This window comes from Paenibacillus sp. FSL E2-0190, from assembly GCF_037992965.1.
Classification (GTDB): domain Bacteria; phylum Bacillota; class Bacilli; order Paenibacillales; family Paenibacillaceae; genus Paenibacillus_AQ; species Paenibacillus_AQ odorifer.
In genome coordinates this window covers 2,123,114-2,139,697 of the sequence record NZ_CP150306.1, presented here as the reverse complement: position 1 = coordinate 2,139,697, position 16,584 = coordinate 2,123,114, and the positions used below count along the sequence as shown (strand labels likewise).

Below are 16,584 nucleotides of genomic sequence, written 5' to 3'. Positions count from 1 at the left end.
ACGGCTGCCTCAGAAAGACATGCCGTCACATTTTAAAGAATGAATAAGGTTCCAGTACAATTCCTATATATCCGTAGGATTCATTGCCTGCTGAGCTGTAGATATGAGTATGGTTTGAACTTTCAGAGATTGTTTGTCAATAATGAAGCCTATATAGAACCCACCCTCCATATTATCCATTTCAAAAGGTGACAATCGGGGCTCATACACTCCACCCTTGTTCTCAAACCAGTAACTCACTATAATCCCGTATTCGTTATCCACTGCAACGTATGTACCGTATGCCTTTAGCACATCTTCCAATGTACTTACCCCAGGTCGAATATTGTTCAATGTACCTATGTGGATTGGATCAATGCGCTCATTATCTTTGTCTATTTTCCAAGCGTTCAGCCGACCTTCGGTATCATAATGTACAGATACTTCTTTATACATTTCATTATTGAATACATCTTGACCTGTTGAATCCCCGTAATGTTCCTCTACTAACATTCTTGAACTCCCAAAATCAATAAAAAGATTACGTCCACTATCCGCTATTCCGAAATCACGATCGGTAACCGGAACCGCTATAAAATCCTTCAAACCTGTACCCTGTTCCGGTAATGACGGTAAGTGACTCCGATCCGATCGTCCTTCTGGACGAGAATTCACAGTATATATTCCCTTAAGCTTGAGCATTCTCATCCATTGTATAGCCTCTGCTCTTGTAAGCGGGAGATTTCCTCTGAAACCTACTAAAGTTGGCTCTCCGGGAAGTGGAAGTAGAGAGTTACCCAGCAAATAAACCACGGAATCCGTTTCGTTGTAATTCATCCCTAGACCAGATGCAACTAACCTTGCGGCGGCCATTCTGGTGATTGGAGTCGATTTTGCCACTGGATATTGTAGTCCAGTAACTGGATGATTCCACCACTTAGCCATTCTATACGGTGCTGCTGTCCATTCTTCGCCTATGCTAGTAGCCTTTGGATAGCCGAAAGAAAGATAAAATAATTTCAAAAATTCCGCTTCCGTAATCGGCTGATCCGGTCGAAAACTCCCATCATCATAACCAACCATCAATTGGTTGCCAAACGCCCAGCGCACCCAAGGCTCTGACCAGTGACCTTGAATGTCAGTAAACAGTGAAGATGCCGGATCCTCCTCACCGTCCTCGTCCACTTCTTCATATGTCCCTGTATTCTCGTACGTTGTCGTGTCAGCATGAACTCTATAACTCACGTTGCTGCATGTTACAATTGTCCCTGAGATAAGACCTAGTACCAATAGCTTCATTATCTTCAATTTAATAATCCCTTTCGTTCTTATCGGTAAGGGGTTCCTGCTCTCTTTGTCAGGTTTATCGTGATTAACCCTTTATCTTAACTATCGGGTAAAAAGTCTGATTCGTAAATATACTGCTCTCCTTTTTCACAAGAAAAGCCAAAAAAGATCGCTCCCCTTCATAGCGGGAACGATCTTAACCTACCTACTACTTAGACCTTTAATCGACGTTCGAAAGCTTTGGGGATAAGCATTATAGCAATTATACCTATAATTATCACCGAAAGGATTGACAAGGGTAGATGTAATATAGGGATGCCAAAAATGTTATAGGATACATATTTTTCGATTAAGGATCTGCTAACCATTACACCTGACGGCAAAAAAGAGATTATTTTGCCCAACATTCCAGGCAAAGAGAAAAGGGGAAGAATAACTAAGAATGCTGCCAGTCCAAGACTGCTTAAGCTACTCCGACACAAAGCGGATATCAGCGCTGTCAATAACAAAAGACCACATGCAGCCAGCAAGGTTACAGCATATTTCACGGCAAATCCCTGCAGCTGGGTTAAGGCATATGGAGTCTCATCAAAATAAAAGTAACTATTCAGCGGGGCATTCCAGCCCACGAAGCCGAACGGTAAACAGGCCAGCAATGTGCAAATCCCGTAAAAAAGAGTAACCCAGCTAAACGTAACTATAAATCCAGCTAATAGTTTTGCCGCAACAATCTTCAACCTTCCGTATTTACTAGATAGAATAAGTGCATCCATTCTATAGTTTTCCTCGCCGGAGAACAGGGAGGCCAGTGCAAATACTAGAATAAGACCGATCAAAAGATCCCCGACGCCAGGCGAGCTCGAAAAAAATATATGTAATAAGTCCCAGTCCTCAGTTACATAAAACCCCCGTGGTTTTCCCTCCTCCAGCATGGAGAGCTTTTTAGTAACATCTCTTAGCGCATAAGATCCTGGTTCTTGCCTCTCCATTAAAACCTTCTGCTCTCTCAGCTCTGTTAAATTTCTGTTGAATTGATCTACCATATAAGCTGTACCAGCATAGTGTTGCTCCAGAATTCGTTTCATCTTCTCCTCTTTGGGCCAAGCGCTGTCTTCAGCATATTCTTCTTTGAGTCTAGGTGCGTATTTCAAAGCTAAATCTGGTTGAATCGGTCCTAGATGAGCGGCGATAGCTTCAGGCTTTTCCTTGTTTACAACCAATAGACTATCCGTACCGGATGGGTAGAAACTAACAAAACAAAAAATGGCTAATGCAATACTTCCAGCTATAGAAATCCAGACTCTGGGAATCATAATTTTACGTAATTCAAACATCACCAGACGTTTCATGTGTGTCATCCCCTCCGAAAATAATGCATATATACATCTTCTAATGAAGGATTCACCATCAGTGCATTCTCAACTGGCAAAGTCTTGCTGACTACCCGAACCACTAGTCCAGTATCTGTCTGCTGCACATTCACTACAGTTCCATTCTCTTCGATTTGAGCCAGCAACCGCCCGGGGACATGTGCCTCCCAAACCTCTCCTTGCAATTCATTGGTCAACTCCTTAATTGTTCCTTGACGAAGTAACTCTCCTCGCCCCATCAGTAGCACCTGTTTAGCTATATGATCAACATCAGAAACGATATGAGTAGACAAAATAACGATGCGCTCATTTGATATTTCAGAAATTAAATTTCGAAATCTTACGCGTTCCGAGGGGTCAAGTCCTGCTGTGGGCTCATCCAGAATGAGGATGCCCGGATTATTAAGCAATGCTTGAGCGATACCGAGTCTACGTTTCATTCCGCCGGAATACTTACCACATTTTTTATCCATTTCTCCGGATAGATTAACCATTTGAGCAAGAACCTCTATACGATCACTCGCCTCCTTCTTGGTCAACCCCTTTAGGGCAGCAACATAATACAAGAAATCGCGAGCTGAAAAATGATTGTACATCCCCAGTTCCTGCGGTAAATAACCTATCTGAGCCCGGTACTGATCCCCCATATCATCCTTGTTTTGTCCATCTAAAAGTACATTTCCACGAGTCGGATACAGAATATCTGCAACAATACGCATCAATGTCGTTTTTCCTGTTCCGTTAGGTCCTAGAAGACCATACACACCAGGTGACATAGAAAGGTTGATCGTATTTAAAATTCGCTTTTTGCCGAAATCATGTACAATATTACATAGTTTAAGCTCCAATCAGAAACCCTCCCCTGCTCAATATTCTGGATTGAAACCTCATGGCTAGGCTAAATACCACTGCCGACAGAACGCCCAGTCCCATTAACCAAAATAACTCGACCGACATCGTCCATCTCACTGCAAATTCTCCGGAAAATAAAATCATCCAAAAGAGAGGCAACATGAAGAGTACGGTCGTTAATTGTCTAAAATTACGTATCAGCGTGGATAATACTAACGCTACCGCCGCATTGTTTAGGATCGGGATGCACCATAGCAGGGTCATACGCAGCATAAACTCCGTTCCCCCTACCGGGGTTACCATAGCAGTTACACTAACGTTAATCAGTAGTGAGATCACCCCTGCCATAAGGAACCGAGCTTGCACATACCGATGCAACGGAATTCTAAAACTACGTGCGAGTTCTCCCATTCCACAGAGCGTATTCCGAGCCGTATGAGAGACGACCACCAGTAAAGGAATACAACCCACGATGGACAGAATGAACATAGGGCTAACAATCTCCATAACACTCAGCACCAAATATCCTACTACAAACAAGATCACACCAAGCACAACCTCTTTCCACCATCCCTGTGAAAAAAGAATCCTCAGCTGTTGCCGTGCAAATAGAGGAACGGGTGGTACTGGCGCAGGTAAAGCCCGCTTGGATTTTCTCCACCTGCTCATGGCTTCTTCTGCAAAACCGTCAAGGCGTGGCGGTTCAGGAATGCACCTGATATAATTCACGATCTCCTCTACAGACTCTGCTGTCATCTCATCCTGTAAATTCAGATTGAGGTAATCTTGATGGTTACGTTTAACCCTCATTTTCCTGCTCCTTTCTTTAGGGGTTGGGATATGTCCTCTTGCTTGGAATAGCTTAGTAAATCACGTAATTTAATCAGCGATCGGCTTACCCTTGACTTCACAGTAGATTCAGGTTCATCAGTTACGGCAGCTATTTCTGTAAACGTAAATTCATATTTATACCTTAACAAGAGCGCATCCCTCTGTTCCTCTGGCAGTGAGTAAATCGCGGCGTATACCTGCTTAACCTCTTCACGAATTAATATTCCTTCAAGAAAATCTCCTTCGACTGTGATTTCATCAGATAAGCTTTGATTCAACTCTGCTTGCCGAGCACCTTTGCTGCGAAAATAGTCAATGCAGACATTTTGCGCGATCGCCATCAACCAAGCTCGAAAACTCCCCTGTTTATTTTGATAGCTGTCAAGCTTGGCCCATGCTTTTTCATACACCGTCTGTGCAAGATCCCAGGCCAATTCGTCATTATGTATTTTCCATCTGATGAATCGATAAATATCACTATAGGTATGCCGAATTAATAATTCCACCGCTGCCTCATTGCCCTGCTGCGCTTCTGTGACCCATTTGTCCTCCCCGATTTAATTCCCCTCCAATCTACCAATCTACCAATCTACTAAATATAACGAAATCGCCTACGAAGTAGACGCATCACATTAAAAAGACCAACCAGAAGGTTCTGGCTGGCCGAATATAAATTTTCCCTAGATTATGTCCCCGGTTCAAATTGTGAGTGAACATTTTTAGCTTGTATCTTAGTGAATTATATAACATTGATTCTATTAATTTCCATGGTGCACACTCATTACAAGTGGTCTTTTTGTGAAAATCTTCGTAAATGGTGAACCTCCTCTTGACCTTACATTTAATTAGACACCGCAGGTTGATTAAAAGCCACATGTCCGGTCAAAAAAATCCATAATAAAAAACTGTCGATTGCTAGACAATTATATAGAGCCAAGTTATAGTATTGATAATACTTTTAATAACCATTTTCAAAAGTCTAGAGGTGAATAAAATAAACCAAATCGCAAACAATTCTATTCGTGTTAAAAAGATAAATCAGGAGCTTATCAAGCAGGCCTTGAAATCGATGAAGGAAGGAACCAAATCCACGATTGCAAGTGCCACCGGATTAAGTATTGCTACCTGCGGAAATATCCTGAATGAACTTCTCGAGACTGGTGAAGTCATTGAGACTGAACTGGAGGCTTCAAATGGAGGCCGACCGGCCAGACGATTTATCTATAACGCTGATTTTTCCTATATTGCATGTATCTATGCCAAAATTGAGGATGGCCAGAAATCCATAACCTATGCGGTGACCAATTCAGTTGGTGATCGTGTGGATCATGGATGGATGGAATTAGAGTACGTAGATGCTGCAGCCATCGACCATCTGCTGGATACGCTTATCCAACAATATAACAACATCAAGGCAGTAGGGATTGGGATTCCCGGCCTTGCTCACCAAGGTGTCATTAATATCTGTGACATTAAAGAGTTAATTAATGCTCCCTTAGAATCACTACTCAGAGAAAAATACGAGCTTGAAGTCACGATTGAAAATGATATGAATCTGACCGTTTACGGGTTCTATAAACAGCAGGATTATGAAGAGGATAAAACTATTGTCGTGGTGACCTTTATCAAAGGAGCTTTTCCAGGCGCCGGGATGATGATCGACGGGCATATCCACAAAGGTAATACCAGATTTGCTGGTGAAGTCTCTTTTTTACCGTTTGGAATCTCGCGTGAACAGCAATTGAGTAGCTTGGACCACACGGATACCTTCATCCCTTTGGCGGCTCACACTATATCGTCCCTGATTGCAATTATTAATCCAGAGACCATAGCTCTCACAGGAGAGCAAGTCAAACAAGAGAATGTGCGGCCGATTTATCAACGTTGTCTGGAAGTGATTCCAGAGGAGCATATGCCTCACTTAATTGTGCTGGATCAACCTGATGATCATTACATGAACGGATTAATTGCGATCACACTGGAAAGCTTAACCTACTCGTTGCAGCTGGTTGAGAAGCGCCGGTAAAACATAAAACTAACATACACTTCAGGAGGAACTACGAATGGCAACAAACAAAGAAAACATGATTGCAGGAAAGCTATATATGGCAGGCGGTGAAGAATTAGCAAAGGATAACAAAAGATCCAGAATGCTCACTCGTTTATTTAACAATACGACGGAAGAACAAGGTGAATATAGAGTAGAACTACTCAAGCAATTATTTGAGTCTACAGGAGAGTCATTATATGTTGAACCTCCTTTCCGTTGTGATTACGGCAGTAATATTACCGTTGGCAATAACTTCTACGCTAATTTTGACTGCATTATCCTTGATGTAGCTAAAGTAACGATTGGTAACAATGTTCTCTTTGGACCTAGGGTAGGCGTATATACTGCTGGTCACCCCATAGATGCGGACGTGCGTATTAGTATGCTTGAATTCGGTACACCGATTACCATTGGAAACAACGTGTGGGTTGGTGGAAACGCAGTAATTAATCCTGGGGTAAAAATCGGCAACAATGTAATCATCGGTGCAGGTTCAGTCGTGACTAAGGATATCCCTGACAATGTAATTGCGGTGGGGAACCCATGCAAGGTATTAAGAGCAATCACCGACGACGATAAGCAACACTGGGAAAAACTTAAAGAAGAGTATTACAGAGACATTGAGCAATAAAGTAACCCGTTCTGGGAGGATCTCAATTTGAAAAAGCGCTTCGGGGGATTTAACAAGATTTACGCCATGCAATTGGCAACCATCTTTTTAGGATTTATAGTGTTTGGCATATCGGAAAATATTAAAGGACCTGCCATTCCGCGAATCCAATTCGACTTTAATCTGGACGAGAAACAGCTCGGCACCCTTTTATCCCTAAATGCATTAGGTTATTTGATCGCCTGCTCCTTTACAGCTGTATTGGTTCGGAAGTGGGGGATCAAGGCTGTCAGTATCATTGCTTTTGCATCCATGATATTCTCAGGAGTGTTAATCTATATCTCCCACAGCTATCCCTTCTTCTCAGCTTCTTATTTCCTGATGTACATCGGAAACGGAATGCTGGAGATTGGTCTTGCCATTTTGGGAGCACGCATCTTCGTAAAAAATACCGGGACGATGATGAACTTATCCCATTTTTTCTACGGATTTAGTTCAACCTTAGCTCCACTGCTGGCAACAGGACTCATGTCGGTAAGTATATTTGGCCATCCACTCGACTGGCGCGGAATGTATCTGATTATGCTAAGCTTATCTTTACTGCCTATTCTATCTGCCTTGCGCAGTACATTTCCGGGTGACGATCTTCCGCAAGAGGACCGGATCTCTTTAAAAACGTTGGTCCGCGATCCCGCTTTATGGCTGATGGTGCTTATTCTTTCTTTCGGTGTAGTGTCAGAGCTTGCAGTAGGTGGATGGCTAGTGAATTTTTTGGAAAAAGCATACTTGTGGGATACAGTTACAGCTTCTGGTATGTTGTCCACCTTTTTTCTCTGCTTCTCGCTAGCAAGGCTCCTGCTGGGGCCGGTTACAGATAAGATTGGTTTCAATCTATCGCTTATTATCTTTTCAGCCTTCTCTGCCTTATGTACGTTTGCTGCTATTTTAGGTGGGGAACAGCTCGCGTTTCTATTCGCAGCAGCAGGCATAGGTATCGCTATGATTTATCCGACCGTTATGGCATTTATCGCAAAAAGGTACCCGCATGGCAGTGACACTGCCATCACCTTTACAGTTACACTAATGGGAGTCGGTAGCGTGATTGGCAACTATGCCATAGGTGCAGTAATCGAAGGTGTAAAGCGGCTTTACGGAGCAGAAACACAAACTGGCTTGCTACGTGGACTTCAAGCTGGGTATGGTTTTATCGGCTTATGTGCAGCTATATGCGCGATATCCGGTTGTGTTTTATATCGTTATTTAAATCGCCGCCAAGAACTTATCTAGAATAGTTATCGCACTTATTTCTGCTCATCCATGCAAAAAACCTGCTGATTTTTTGGCAGGTTTTTTGTTGCAAATAGCGACCAACCTCCTACCATCGGACTCAAATGTCCTTATTGGCTTCGAAATAGACAGAAATGAGGTTATTCGAACCCCAGAGTCGTTATTGAGTTGTTTGTGTGCAAAAACCGCTGTCTTCTGACTAGATAACGCCTCCTGAGTCCGAACACTCCGCCTAATGAAGCTAAATCCTGAAATAGCGACTATACAGTCCGCAACAATGACCTCTGAGCTGGTGATCACCATCCCAACAATTATCGCAGACCTCGCACCAGCTCCATTATTTTTCTAACAATCTGCTCTTCACCGCTACTAACCTTTTCCGTTGCAACTTCTCCCAAGGTTATATGATCGCCAACACAAACCGAATGTGCGGAATGTCTAAACATTTCTATATCATTAGCATCGTTACCAAAAGCAATAAATTGCTGCGGTTCTATGCCTAACCTCTTTAGTCCTGTCCATTTGTTCACATCTTGTGGACTTATATCCATAATTTCTTCTTGTCCATGCTGGTAGATCACAATCGGCAGATTTTGCAGCTTATGTATAAGTTGTTCCCCGTTCAGACTGCTCAAAATAACTACCTTCACAATCTCATCCAGCTCTGATGGAGTTACATTTTTGGCGCGTTGTTCTGGATCTACATTTCTCCGGATGGGATGGTTCGCAGAACCCGAATATGCATAGTCCCAATGACTATCAATCAAATAAGTTGCATCAAATTCTTCAATCAAATTCAGGATGTTATCCGCAGTCTGTGGGTCAAAATGTATCGTCGAAATAACCTCCCCACCCTTTGCAATAAACGCGCCATTCCCGCCAACCATAGAAAAATGATGCATACGAGCAGGCAACACAGGCAATAAATCACGAATAGGCCGGGCTGACGCAAAAATAACCTCATGTCCTTTTTCAATTAGAGAATCCAAGGCTTGTACAATAAATTCACTCAAAGGTTTGCCGTTAAAACAAATCGTCCCATCTAAATCAAAAATAAATTTCACAGTTAATAACCTCCCCTTTTTCTCTATATTAACGAGTTCAGATATAATGGAAAGGACCGATGTCCAAAAAGGAGTAAACGATGAAATCTATTCACGATCCAAATCTGATATCACATTACATTACACAATTTAATCTAGACCAAGTATTCACAACGTCAACACATGCTTTAATCCAGTTACTTGTCTATGAGCAGGATGAAATCATTTTGCGTGAGGGGGATGAGCTGGACGGAATTTATTTTCAAGTGGAGGGGCGTACCAAGGTTTCTTCTAGTGTGGGGACGGGAAAATCCTTGTTATTACGTTTCTGCTCACCCTTGTCATTATTCGGGGATATTGAATACGTGCAGGAGGTTGTGATCCAATCCCAAGTTGAAGCGGTACAACAAACCACCCTCTTATTTATCCCCAAACAAAAGGTTGAGTCTGACCTAATGGATAACCACAGGTTTAAAGACTTGTTGCTGAAACATCTCTCCTACAAGCTTCTAACCTGCACATCCGCATCCCGAACGAACTTGCTGGGCTCTGTAGAGGAAAGGTTTGCAAGTTATTTATTGACCATTCAACTCCAACGTGAGTTTGGAAAAGAAATTCAGACACCCTATATCCCAGATATAGCCTCTTTGATTGGGACTACTCCCCGCCATTTAAACCGTGTCATTCAGCGGCTCACCGACATGGAAATTTTATATAAAGTTAAGCAAGAAATTGTTGTACTCGACTGGGAGAGTCTGGATGAATTATCTAACGGAATAAGATTTGAATAGCCTAAAAACCCCTCATTTAATTAAGGATAAAATGATCGATGTCATCATAACGGATATCGATCTTTTCTCCGTTTCTTTTGACAAGATTTATATACAGAGGAGCTGCATTAACACTTCCGCCACCCACCAGCACATGGTAGTTTTCATTAATTTCATATTTACGGATGTACAAACCTGAACCAACGTCTTCAAAGGGATGACCTTCAAAATCCTTCCACGACAACGCCTCGCCTTGCTGAGCTAGATCTCGTATTTCATCCATGGATAATATCGCAGCTTTTTTATCATTACATCCTGAAAGTATAATCGTCAAAGCAAACAATAACAGCATTATCAAGTTACGCTTACTTTTCATTCTTAAACCTCCAAACTCTATAATTTGTTATTTATAGGAAAATATAAGGTAATAATAACATAGCTTAGACTAAATGTTAAAAAGGAGTAAAGCCTTTTAGGGGTGCTTTACTCCTTTGAAATCTTTATTTGTGAGGGATATTGGATGGACCCGCAAGCTACGACACCGGAAAATGAATATAAAAAAACAAGCCAATCATGGTGGTATCTGACCATAATCGACCTGTTCTATGTAACGCTTTAGTGTTAATTAGGTTATAAAATCTCAAGCATTATTGTGCGTACAAACGAAATAGTAAAAATCTTTATATAGGTAATATATGAGATATATGTGTCATTGTTCGAATGATGGATTGAGTCGGCAAATGATTGATTCCCCTCGAGTTTAGACTCTTTTACTCATCATGATCTTCATCAAAGATAGCTTCAAACTCTTCATCGCTATAATTTCTATTGCTTGGTATATGATAACGTTGAGGTATCCCATTATGATCTAGCACATGATCAACAGCACTGTCTTCATCAGAAACCACGAAAGTAATTTCGTCATCACCTTCATAATTTTTAGGAGTTATATCCGCCAAAACAAGCCACACACAACCCTTAATTCTATAAAACTCATTATAAAATCTAACAGACTTTTCTATATCATCATGTATAACTCCATACAGTTTAAACTTATCCTTATAATCTCGAGCTATCTCCAAAGCTTGGTTAGCTGTTAGATTAGTATTTATTCTTTCTTGCATTATTCATCAAATCCTTTCCAATTCGATAAAGGCCATTGTCCGTTCCTTAGTTTGAATATATATCTTTGTGCTTCATATATTTCTTCAATACTCAATTCACCTTTATTTTTCATAATTTCTCTATAAACATACTCTTCCTTTTCTAAAGTCGATAATTTCATATAATTTTCTTTTCCAAGTTCTCCAAAGTGCTTAGCGTGATAAGATTCATGAACTACACTTTAGTAAGAAGCATCAGGTCTTAATACGATCTGTCCAGTATTTGGATTGAAACCTCCCACAGCCTTTTCAGGTAGAAAGTTCCCTTCTTATCCATAATAACTTTTATATTATTTAAATTCATTTCGCTTTTAAACTTCTTTATGTCTCTGATACTCATAATTCTTAATCCATCAGTGGTTAATTTATTTTGTCCACTAACATGAATTTATTCCCATAATTTAAAATCAATAGTCTCTTGCACTAGATCTATTTCTTTTGGAAGCTTTGGCTTTAGCAATCCGCCTTCTGTGGATAATAAAGATTTTTCTGCCGGACCATACAACAACGTTACCATTCCCAGACTATTGAGCCAATGATCCGCTGACCATGCTTCGTCTGGATTAAATGCTCCTTTCGCCATCTCCACTGTCCCCAGTGTTAACCAATCCGCAAACTTCTCCTTTGAATCAAACATATGCTCTGATCGATCTTTGGCTGCTTCATATATCCCGACCGGAATATCTCCTGTTATGCCTAATGTTAACCAGTTGAAAAAGTCATAGGGAGAGTCTGTCGCTTTATCCGCACGAGTTCTTAATGTACCTACAAAACCCGTTCCAATCTCTTTAAAACTGTCTATCGATTATTAAAGGCATTTTTAGAATCCTCGGGTTTTGCTTGTTCCTCCGTTTTATTCTTTCTAAACAGATTATAGGAATCCAGTTGGGCGACTGATGAAGTCAATTTCATAACATCTCCCCAAGCCTTTCCACCTTGGTTTGTCATCACATGTACACCCAAACTTACTCCAGTAGCAATCATCTGTTCCATGGTGGTTTGAATGCCTTCCAGTTGGCCTTTTGCCCAGGCTCCCTTCTCCCCTTTTTCCATTGCCGTCCGTAGTAGCAACTGATACGTTTCATTCTGCACTAGTGGTATGCTTCTACTGGTAATCGACGGATCATAATCACATGCCTTAATGGTTCCTAAAATACTCTGCGGACGGTTAAGGCTTGTCTTTCATCCACTTGGATGTACTTCTGACGTTTCTTTGCCTTGTAGCCAAAGGTGGCTCTCCTTCCGGTATAGCCGCCCTGCTCCGCCTTCTTGTACCAGATATGCCGTAACTTAATATCAGTTTGAACGAACTTCTTGTATTGGAAGATGACTAACCTTAGCGGATAAAATGGCACAGGGGAGAGTTATCGCTTCCTGCCATTTCTCTGACGCTACTTCATTCAGGTCAATAACATCCTGAGTTTTCATTTGTCCCTGAATTTGCTTACGGTAATAAGGGATCGTATTCTGCGGCAGAGATTAACCTTGCCGTTATAATATCGGGTTCCTTTGAACAGTGTAGCTTGGGTTTTAGTTGTTCAGTACAAGTCAAATGAGCACACAGGTAAAGTCTGTTGAATTGGGGTGGAAATTGTACGATAGCTTCAAGTGGTCTCTTCTCGTCTGGTACATAAACAATTTCAAACCTCGTTAACTCCTTCTCAATGACCTTCCTATGCTGACTCATCAGTGGACGTTTCTTGTCGTAAACTCGACTGTATCCGGATACTTGTGAACAATTCTGATATAGGTAACGGAATGTCAAACGCCACATCACATCGTACAAAAAGGGTTTCTCTGGCGTAATCCTTTATTGGCTTTAGCCATGAATAGAAATGAACTAAACTATCGGGATGAAACTCGATTCTTAACATGTTCTTTCTTGGCTTTGGAACGAAGGTCAATTGATACGAGATATGCAGGTAATGCTCATCATCTCTTACATGTAAATGATACTTGAATCCCTTCTCCATTAATCGAAGTTTAGCATTCAAATACTCACAAAGACGTAATCGAAAAGGATTAAAGAAATCCCAGTATACATCTGTAAACTCTACTACAATACGGTCAATTGAAACTTGTACTCCTTCCATGTTCAGCCCCCAAACCGAAATTATTTAACGAATTTCGGACTATATTAGAGGGCAAGGTGGCTAGCCTAAAACATATCCTCACCTGTATATGTTGACTGGTCGTCACCAGATTGTATTTACAAGATAGCTATCGTAACGACGATCAGTAAAGTTGCGGTCAACATCCTACTTTTTACTGCCCCCCTCACTATCAGTAGTCATTCTATCTATCGTGCTCGTTGCGATCTATGTTTCACCACCCATTAGCAAAGTAATCAGATGTAATTGATTTGGAAAACCGAGAGAAAACGAAGATAACAAAAAATAGGTCAATCATGGTGGTATCTGACCATAATCGACCTGTTCAATGTAACGCAATAGCGTTATTTAGGTTATACTTTTAAAGCATCTGATGTGCGTACAAATAAAGTGGTGAAATCTTTATACGGGTATTACATGGGTTAAATGTGTTATTGATTAAATAATGGATTCTTTCGGCACTGGGTAGCCCCCACCAATAATATCGTCAGCTTTGTATCTTCTCCAGAAAAGCTTCAAATACTTTTTTTGTCGCGTCCCCCGAATTTGGGATTAACTCATAAATCCTCTGTAGAATTGAAGGATTTTTTAATATCCGTTTTTTACTTTCAGTACTAGTAAAACTTCTTAATGCATCAATACATATTTCGAATAACTCTTCATCTTCAGTACTTAGCAGTTTTAACAACATATTCAATTCATCCATGCTAGATTCATTATGCAAACAATATGCTAATTTTCTTTGCCACTCTATTGGCTTATTTAACACTCCGTTTGATAATTCTTCCCAATCCCGTGGGGAGAATTTTAACAGCATCGCCTGTGCAATTGAAAAACCTTCATCATACCAATAATCATCTGAGAAATATCCTGAAAGATAGTCATCAAATTCTGTAAACATTAAAAAACTCCTTTGGATCAGATTACAAGTTAAGGTGCTGTAAAACCACTTAGAAGTTGTGTAGCTCCCCCACCTGTTGGATAGCCCGATACAACATTGTCACCTATTTTAATAACTTCAACTTGAACACCATTAACAGTTCCTCTATGAAGAGTTGCACCATCCGAGGCACGAACTCCAATGGATGCTGTATTACCAGTATCTTTTATACCATTAATAATTTGCGAATCACTCCATGAATCCGGGAATAAAGTGCTCGTTTTAATATTAGATAAATTACCATCAGGAAATTGAGTAGTAAACTTAACTTTTCTTGTTCCATCTGCATTAACTGTTATTTCTTGAACTGCATAATTAGGATTTACATTGTTGATTTGCGGAGAATGACCACCGATCAGCTCATTCTTCGTAGGAAGTTTTCTTTGCCCATCTAATATTTTCTTTTCCATTTCTGAACTAATTACAGAAGAACGAACATTTCCCGTCCCCTCAACCGCCTTCACTTCTACATCCTTTATTGAATGATTACTGTCACTTTTCCCTTCCATCTTCTCTCTTAAAATCCGGTCCATTTCATTCTGGAAATTGATTTGCATCGGGGTCTGTGGAAGTGCCGGCGTATCTATATCTAGATTATTTATCTTGAATTGAAAACCTTCATTTGTGCTAAATGCCGGCAACGGTTTTTGTACCTCAATACCTTTTACAGAATCTAACCCTTTTGGAGGCTTTAGACCTCCGCCTCCTGTAGGAAGCAAAGATTTTTCTACCGGACCATACAACAACGTTACCATTCCCAGACTATTGAGCCAATGATCCGCTGACCATGCTTCGTCTGGATTAAATGCTCCTTTCGCCATTTCCACTGTTCCCAGTGTCAACCAATCCGCAAACTTCTCTTTTGAATCAAACATATGCTCTGATCGATCTTTGGCTGCTTCATATATCCCGACCGGAATATCTCCTGTTATCCCTAATGTTAACCAGTTAAAAAAGTCATAGGGGGAGTCTGTCGCCTTATCCGCACGAGTTCTTAATGTCCCTACAAAACCCGTTCCAATCTCTTTAAAACTGTCTATCGATTTATAAAAGGCATTTTTAGAATCCTCGGGTTTTGCTTGTTCCTCCGTTTTATTCTTTCTAAACAGATTATAGGAATCCAGTTGGGCGACTGATGAAGTCAATTTTATAACATCTCCCCAAGCCTTTCCACCTTGGTTTGTCATCACGTGTACACCCAAACTTACTCCAGTAGCAATCATCTGTTCCATGGTGGTTTGAACGCCTTCCAGTTGCCCTTTTGCCCAGGCTCCCTTCTCCCCTTTTTCCATTGCCGTCCGTAGTAGCAACTGATACGTTTCATTCTGCACTAGTGGTATGCTTCTACTGGTAATCGACGGATCATAATCACATGCCTTAACCGCTGGTTTCTTAAAATAAGTGCTTAGATCCTTACCCGCCTGGTACTGGACCTCGTCTATACCCAAGGATTTCAGCTTCTTGCGTGCGTCTTCCGCTAACTTATGCATTGCGTCCATTTGAGTCTGATTTCCAAACGCCTGATATACCTCATAGGCTGTCTGCGCCTTTGCGATCTGATCCCGCGCCAGGTAGATATCCTTCAGTTTACTTTGCGCGGCTATGGAGTCGATCGTTTCCAATCCTGACTTTTTAACAGTTGCCTGGAGCTTCTGCACCATAGGATCACTATTCAACTCATCCCAACCCATCAGAGTAGCAATTGTGGTGATCAGATTCGTGACCGCTTTCTGAGCCGTCGTCGGAATTGAAGACTGCCCAATTGCACTTCCGCTCCCAAACCTTTCGAACATCCCCTCAAGAACACCGAGCTGCTGAAAAAGTTGATTTACCTGCCGCTTATTCTCATCCTGTGCGCCTTGAACACCTTTTATCGCGCCTCGAATGATGTCTTCCAATTTTTCCGCTTCTACCGTCAGTTCGTTGATAAGCATCTGAGCTCGTATCAAATCTGAACCCAGCGGAATCCCACCCCAGTTATTGGTCTGACCTCTCAGCTGCAAGTACAGCCGGTTAGTATCTTGGCTTACCAGTCTTATTTTCGTCTGCAGGCGCTCGACTTCATCTTCTTTAAATACCATTTTGTCCAATGCCATTTATGACCTCCAGTTCTTACACTTAGACCATCCAATGCACTACTTTTTTCGACCCCTCAGGTCTTTATGTACTACTTCATATTTAAAAACTTAAGTATTTGGAGCGCACACCTAACCTATATATCGGCGTAACTTCCCATTATTTTACTTTAAATCCTTTCTTTTTATTTTTTAATTCTAATCACTGCTGTACGA

At 41.1% G+C, this 16,584-nt stretch carries 16 protein-coding genes and 1 pseudogene; 4 read left to right on the top strand and 13 right to left on the bottom strand.

Features of this window, described 5'->3' with window-relative positions:
• Positions 1-63 precede the first annotated feature (63 nt).
• The 5 genes from NST25_RS09080 to NST25_RS09060 all read right to left on the bottom strand — a co-directional run bounded on the left by NST25_RS09080 (position 64) and on the right by NST25_RS09060 (position 4,825).
• The gene (locus NST25_RS09080) at positions 64-1,278 is read right to left on the bottom strand and encodes an S-layer homology domain-containing protein (RefSeq protein ID WP_340394377.1); all 1,215 of its coding nucleotides are present in this window, start codon (positions 1,276-1,278) and stop codon (positions 64-66) included.
• A gap of 200 nt (positions 1,279-1,478) precedes the next feature.
• Positions 1,479-2,615 carry an ABC transporter permease subunit gene (locus NST25_RS09075; protein ID WP_076305664.1) on the bottom strand — a complete coding sequence of 379 codons (1,137 nt, stop codon included), beginning with the start codon at positions 2,613-2,615 and terminating at the stop codon, positions 1,479-1,481.
• Between the two features lie 5 nt (positions 2,616-2,620).
• Positions 2,621-3,484, bottom strand: a complete 864-nt coding sequence (locus tag NST25_RS09070) for an ABC transporter ATP-binding protein (protein ID WP_076187118.1) — start codon at positions 3,482-3,484, stop codon at positions 2,621-2,623.
• Positions 3,474-4,298 (bottom strand): hypothetical protein, encoded by an 825-nt coding sequence (locus NST25_RS09065; protein WP_076187116.1) that lies wholly within the window; start codon positions 4,296-4,298, stop codon positions 3,474-3,476. The genes NST25_RS09070 and NST25_RS09065 overlap by 11 nt, the downstream gene beginning before the upstream one ends.
• On the bottom strand, positions 4,295-4,825 hold the full coding sequence (locus NST25_RS09060; RefSeq protein WP_076187114.1) for an RNA polymerase sigma factor: 531 nt from the start codon (positions 4,823-4,825) through the stop codon (positions 4,295-4,297). Before NST25_RS09060 ends, NST25_RS09065 begins: the two co-directional genes overlap by 4 nt.
• A 563-nt stretch (positions 4,826-5,388) precedes the next feature.
• Here NST25_RS09060 and NST25_RS09055 point away from each other — a divergent pair.
• From NST25_RS09055 to NST25_RS09045, 3 genes are all read left to right on the top strand, one after another.
• Positions 5,389-6,345, top strand: a complete 957-nt coding sequence (locus NST25_RS09055; protein ID WP_081390522.1) for an ROK family protein — start codon at positions 5,389-5,391, stop codon at positions 6,343-6,345.
• 37 nt (positions 6,346-6,382) lie between these two features.
• Positions 6,383-7,000 carry a sugar O-acetyltransferase gene (locus tag NST25_RS09050; protein WP_076187110.1) on the top strand — a complete coding sequence of 206 codons (618 nt, stop codon included), beginning with the start codon at positions 6,383-6,385 and terminating at the stop codon, positions 6,998-7,000.
• 66 nt (positions 7,001-7,066) lie between these two features.
• Complete coding sequence (locus NST25_RS09045) at positions 7,067-8,266, top strand: MFS transporter (RefSeq protein WP_076301393.1); 1,200 nt, start codon at positions 7,067-7,069, stop codon at positions 8,264-8,266.
• A 311-nt stretch (positions 8,267-8,577) separates the two neighbouring features.
• Here the strand turns inward: NST25_RS09045 and NST25_RS09040 are convergent, their stop codons facing one another.
• The gene (locus tag NST25_RS09040; protein WP_340393823.1) at positions 8,578-9,330 is read right to left on the bottom strand and encodes an HAD-IIB family hydrolase; all 753 of its coding nucleotides are present in this window, start codon (positions 9,328-9,330) and stop codon (positions 8,578-8,580) included.
• Positions 9,331-9,410: 80 nt separating this feature from the next.
• On the opposite strand from NST25_RS09040, the gene NST25_RS09035 reads away from it, so the two are divergent.
• On the top strand, positions 9,411-10,100 hold the full coding sequence (locus tag NST25_RS09035) for a Crp/Fnr family transcriptional regulator (protein WP_340393822.1): 690 nt from the start codon (positions 9,411-9,413) through the stop codon (positions 10,098-10,100).
• A 16-nt stretch (positions 10,101-10,116) separates the two neighbouring features.
• Here the strand turns inward: NST25_RS09035 and NST25_RS09030 are convergent, their stop codons facing one another.
• From NST25_RS09030 to NST25_RS09000, 7 genes and pseudogenes are all read right to left on the bottom strand, one after another.
• Positions 10,117-10,455, bottom strand: coding sequence for a hypothetical protein (locus tag NST25_RS09030; RefSeq protein ID WP_076281043.1), 339 nt, complete (start codon positions 10,453-10,455; stop codon positions 10,117-10,119).
• Between the two features lie 394 nt (positions 10,456-10,849).
• Positions 10,850-11,203 (bottom strand): hypothetical protein, encoded by a 354-nt coding sequence (locus tag NST25_RS09025; protein WP_339190298.1) that lies wholly within the window; start codon positions 11,201-11,203, stop codon positions 10,850-10,852.
• Positions 11,203-11,409, bottom strand: a pseudogene (locus NST25_RS09020) (zincin-like metallopeptidase toxin domain-containing protein); the annotation flags it as partial. The pseudogene NST25_RS09020 and the gene NST25_RS09025, both read right to left, overlap by 1 nt.
• 221 nt (positions 11,410-11,630) lie before the next feature.
• Positions 11,631-11,825: a hypothetical protein gene (locus NST25_RS09015; protein ID WP_076309810.1), complete on the bottom strand. Its 195-nt coding sequence runs from the start codon at positions 11,823-11,825 to the stop codon at positions 11,631-11,633.
• 215 nt (positions 11,826-12,040) lie between these two features.
• Positions 12,041-12,334: a hypothetical protein gene (locus NST25_RS09010; protein WP_339190295.1), complete on the bottom strand. Its 294-nt coding sequence runs from the start codon at positions 12,332-12,334 to the stop codon at positions 12,041-12,043.
• 1,506 nt (positions 12,335-13,840) lie between these two features.
• Complete coding sequence (locus NST25_RS09005; protein ID WP_076305700.1) at positions 13,841-14,254, bottom strand: hypothetical protein; 414 nt, start codon at positions 14,252-14,254, stop codon at positions 13,841-13,843.
• Positions 14,255-14,283: 29 nt separating this feature from the next.
• Entirely contained in the window at positions 14,284-16,389 is a 2,106-nt protein-coding gene (locus tag NST25_RS09000) for an EndoU domain-containing protein (RefSeq protein WP_340393818.1), read from the bottom strand.
• Positions 16,390-16,584 lie beyond the last annotated feature (195 nt).

Bases quoted from the DNA above. Each gene is read 5' to 3' on its own strand.
- NST25_RS09080 (WP_340394377.1), bottom strand. From the start codon at position 1,278: ATGAAGCTATTGGTACTAGGTCTTATCTCAGGGACAATTGTAACATGC.
- NST25_RS09075 (WP_076305664.1), bottom strand. From the start codon at position 2,615: ATGAAACGTCTGGTGATGTTTGAATTACGTAAAATTATGATTCCCAGA.
- NST25_RS09065 (WP_076187116.1), bottom strand. From the start codon at position 4,298: ATGAGGGTTAAACGTAACCATCAAGATTACCTCAATCTGAATTTACAG.
- NST25_RS09055 (WP_081390522.1), top strand. From the start codon at position 5,389: ATGAAGGAAGGAACCAAATCCACGATTGCAAGTGCCACCGGATTAAGT.
- NST25_RS09050 (WP_076187110.1), top strand. From the start codon at position 6,383: ATGGCAACAAACAAAGAAAACATGATTGCAGGAAAGCTATATATGGCA.
- NST25_RS09045 (WP_076301393.1), top strand. From the start codon at position 7,067: ATGCAATTGGCAACCATCTTTTTAGGATTTATAGTGTTTGGCATATCG.
- NST25_RS09035 (WP_340393822.1), top strand. From the start codon at position 9,411: ATGAAATCTATTCACGATCCAAATCTGATATCACATTACATTACACAA.
- NST25_RS09030 (WP_076281043.1), bottom strand. From the start codon at position 10,455: ATGAAAAGTAAGCGTAACTTGATAATGCTGTTATTGTTTGCTTTGACG.
- NST25_RS09025 (WP_339190298.1), bottom strand. From the start codon at position 11,203: ATGCAAGAAAGAATAAATACTAATCTAACAGCTAACCAAGCTTTGGAG.
- NST25_RS09015 (WP_076309810.1), bottom strand. From the start codon at position 11,825: ATGGCGAAAGGAGCATTTAATCCAGACGAAGCATGGTCAGCGGATCAT.
- NST25_RS09005 (WP_076305700.1), bottom strand. From the start codon at position 14,254: ATGTTTACAGAATTTGATGACTATCTTTCAGGATATTTCTCAGATGAT.
- NST25_RS09000 (WP_340393818.1), bottom strand. From the start codon at position 16,389: ATGGCATTGGACAAAATGGTATTTAAAGAAGATGAAGTCGAGCGCCTG.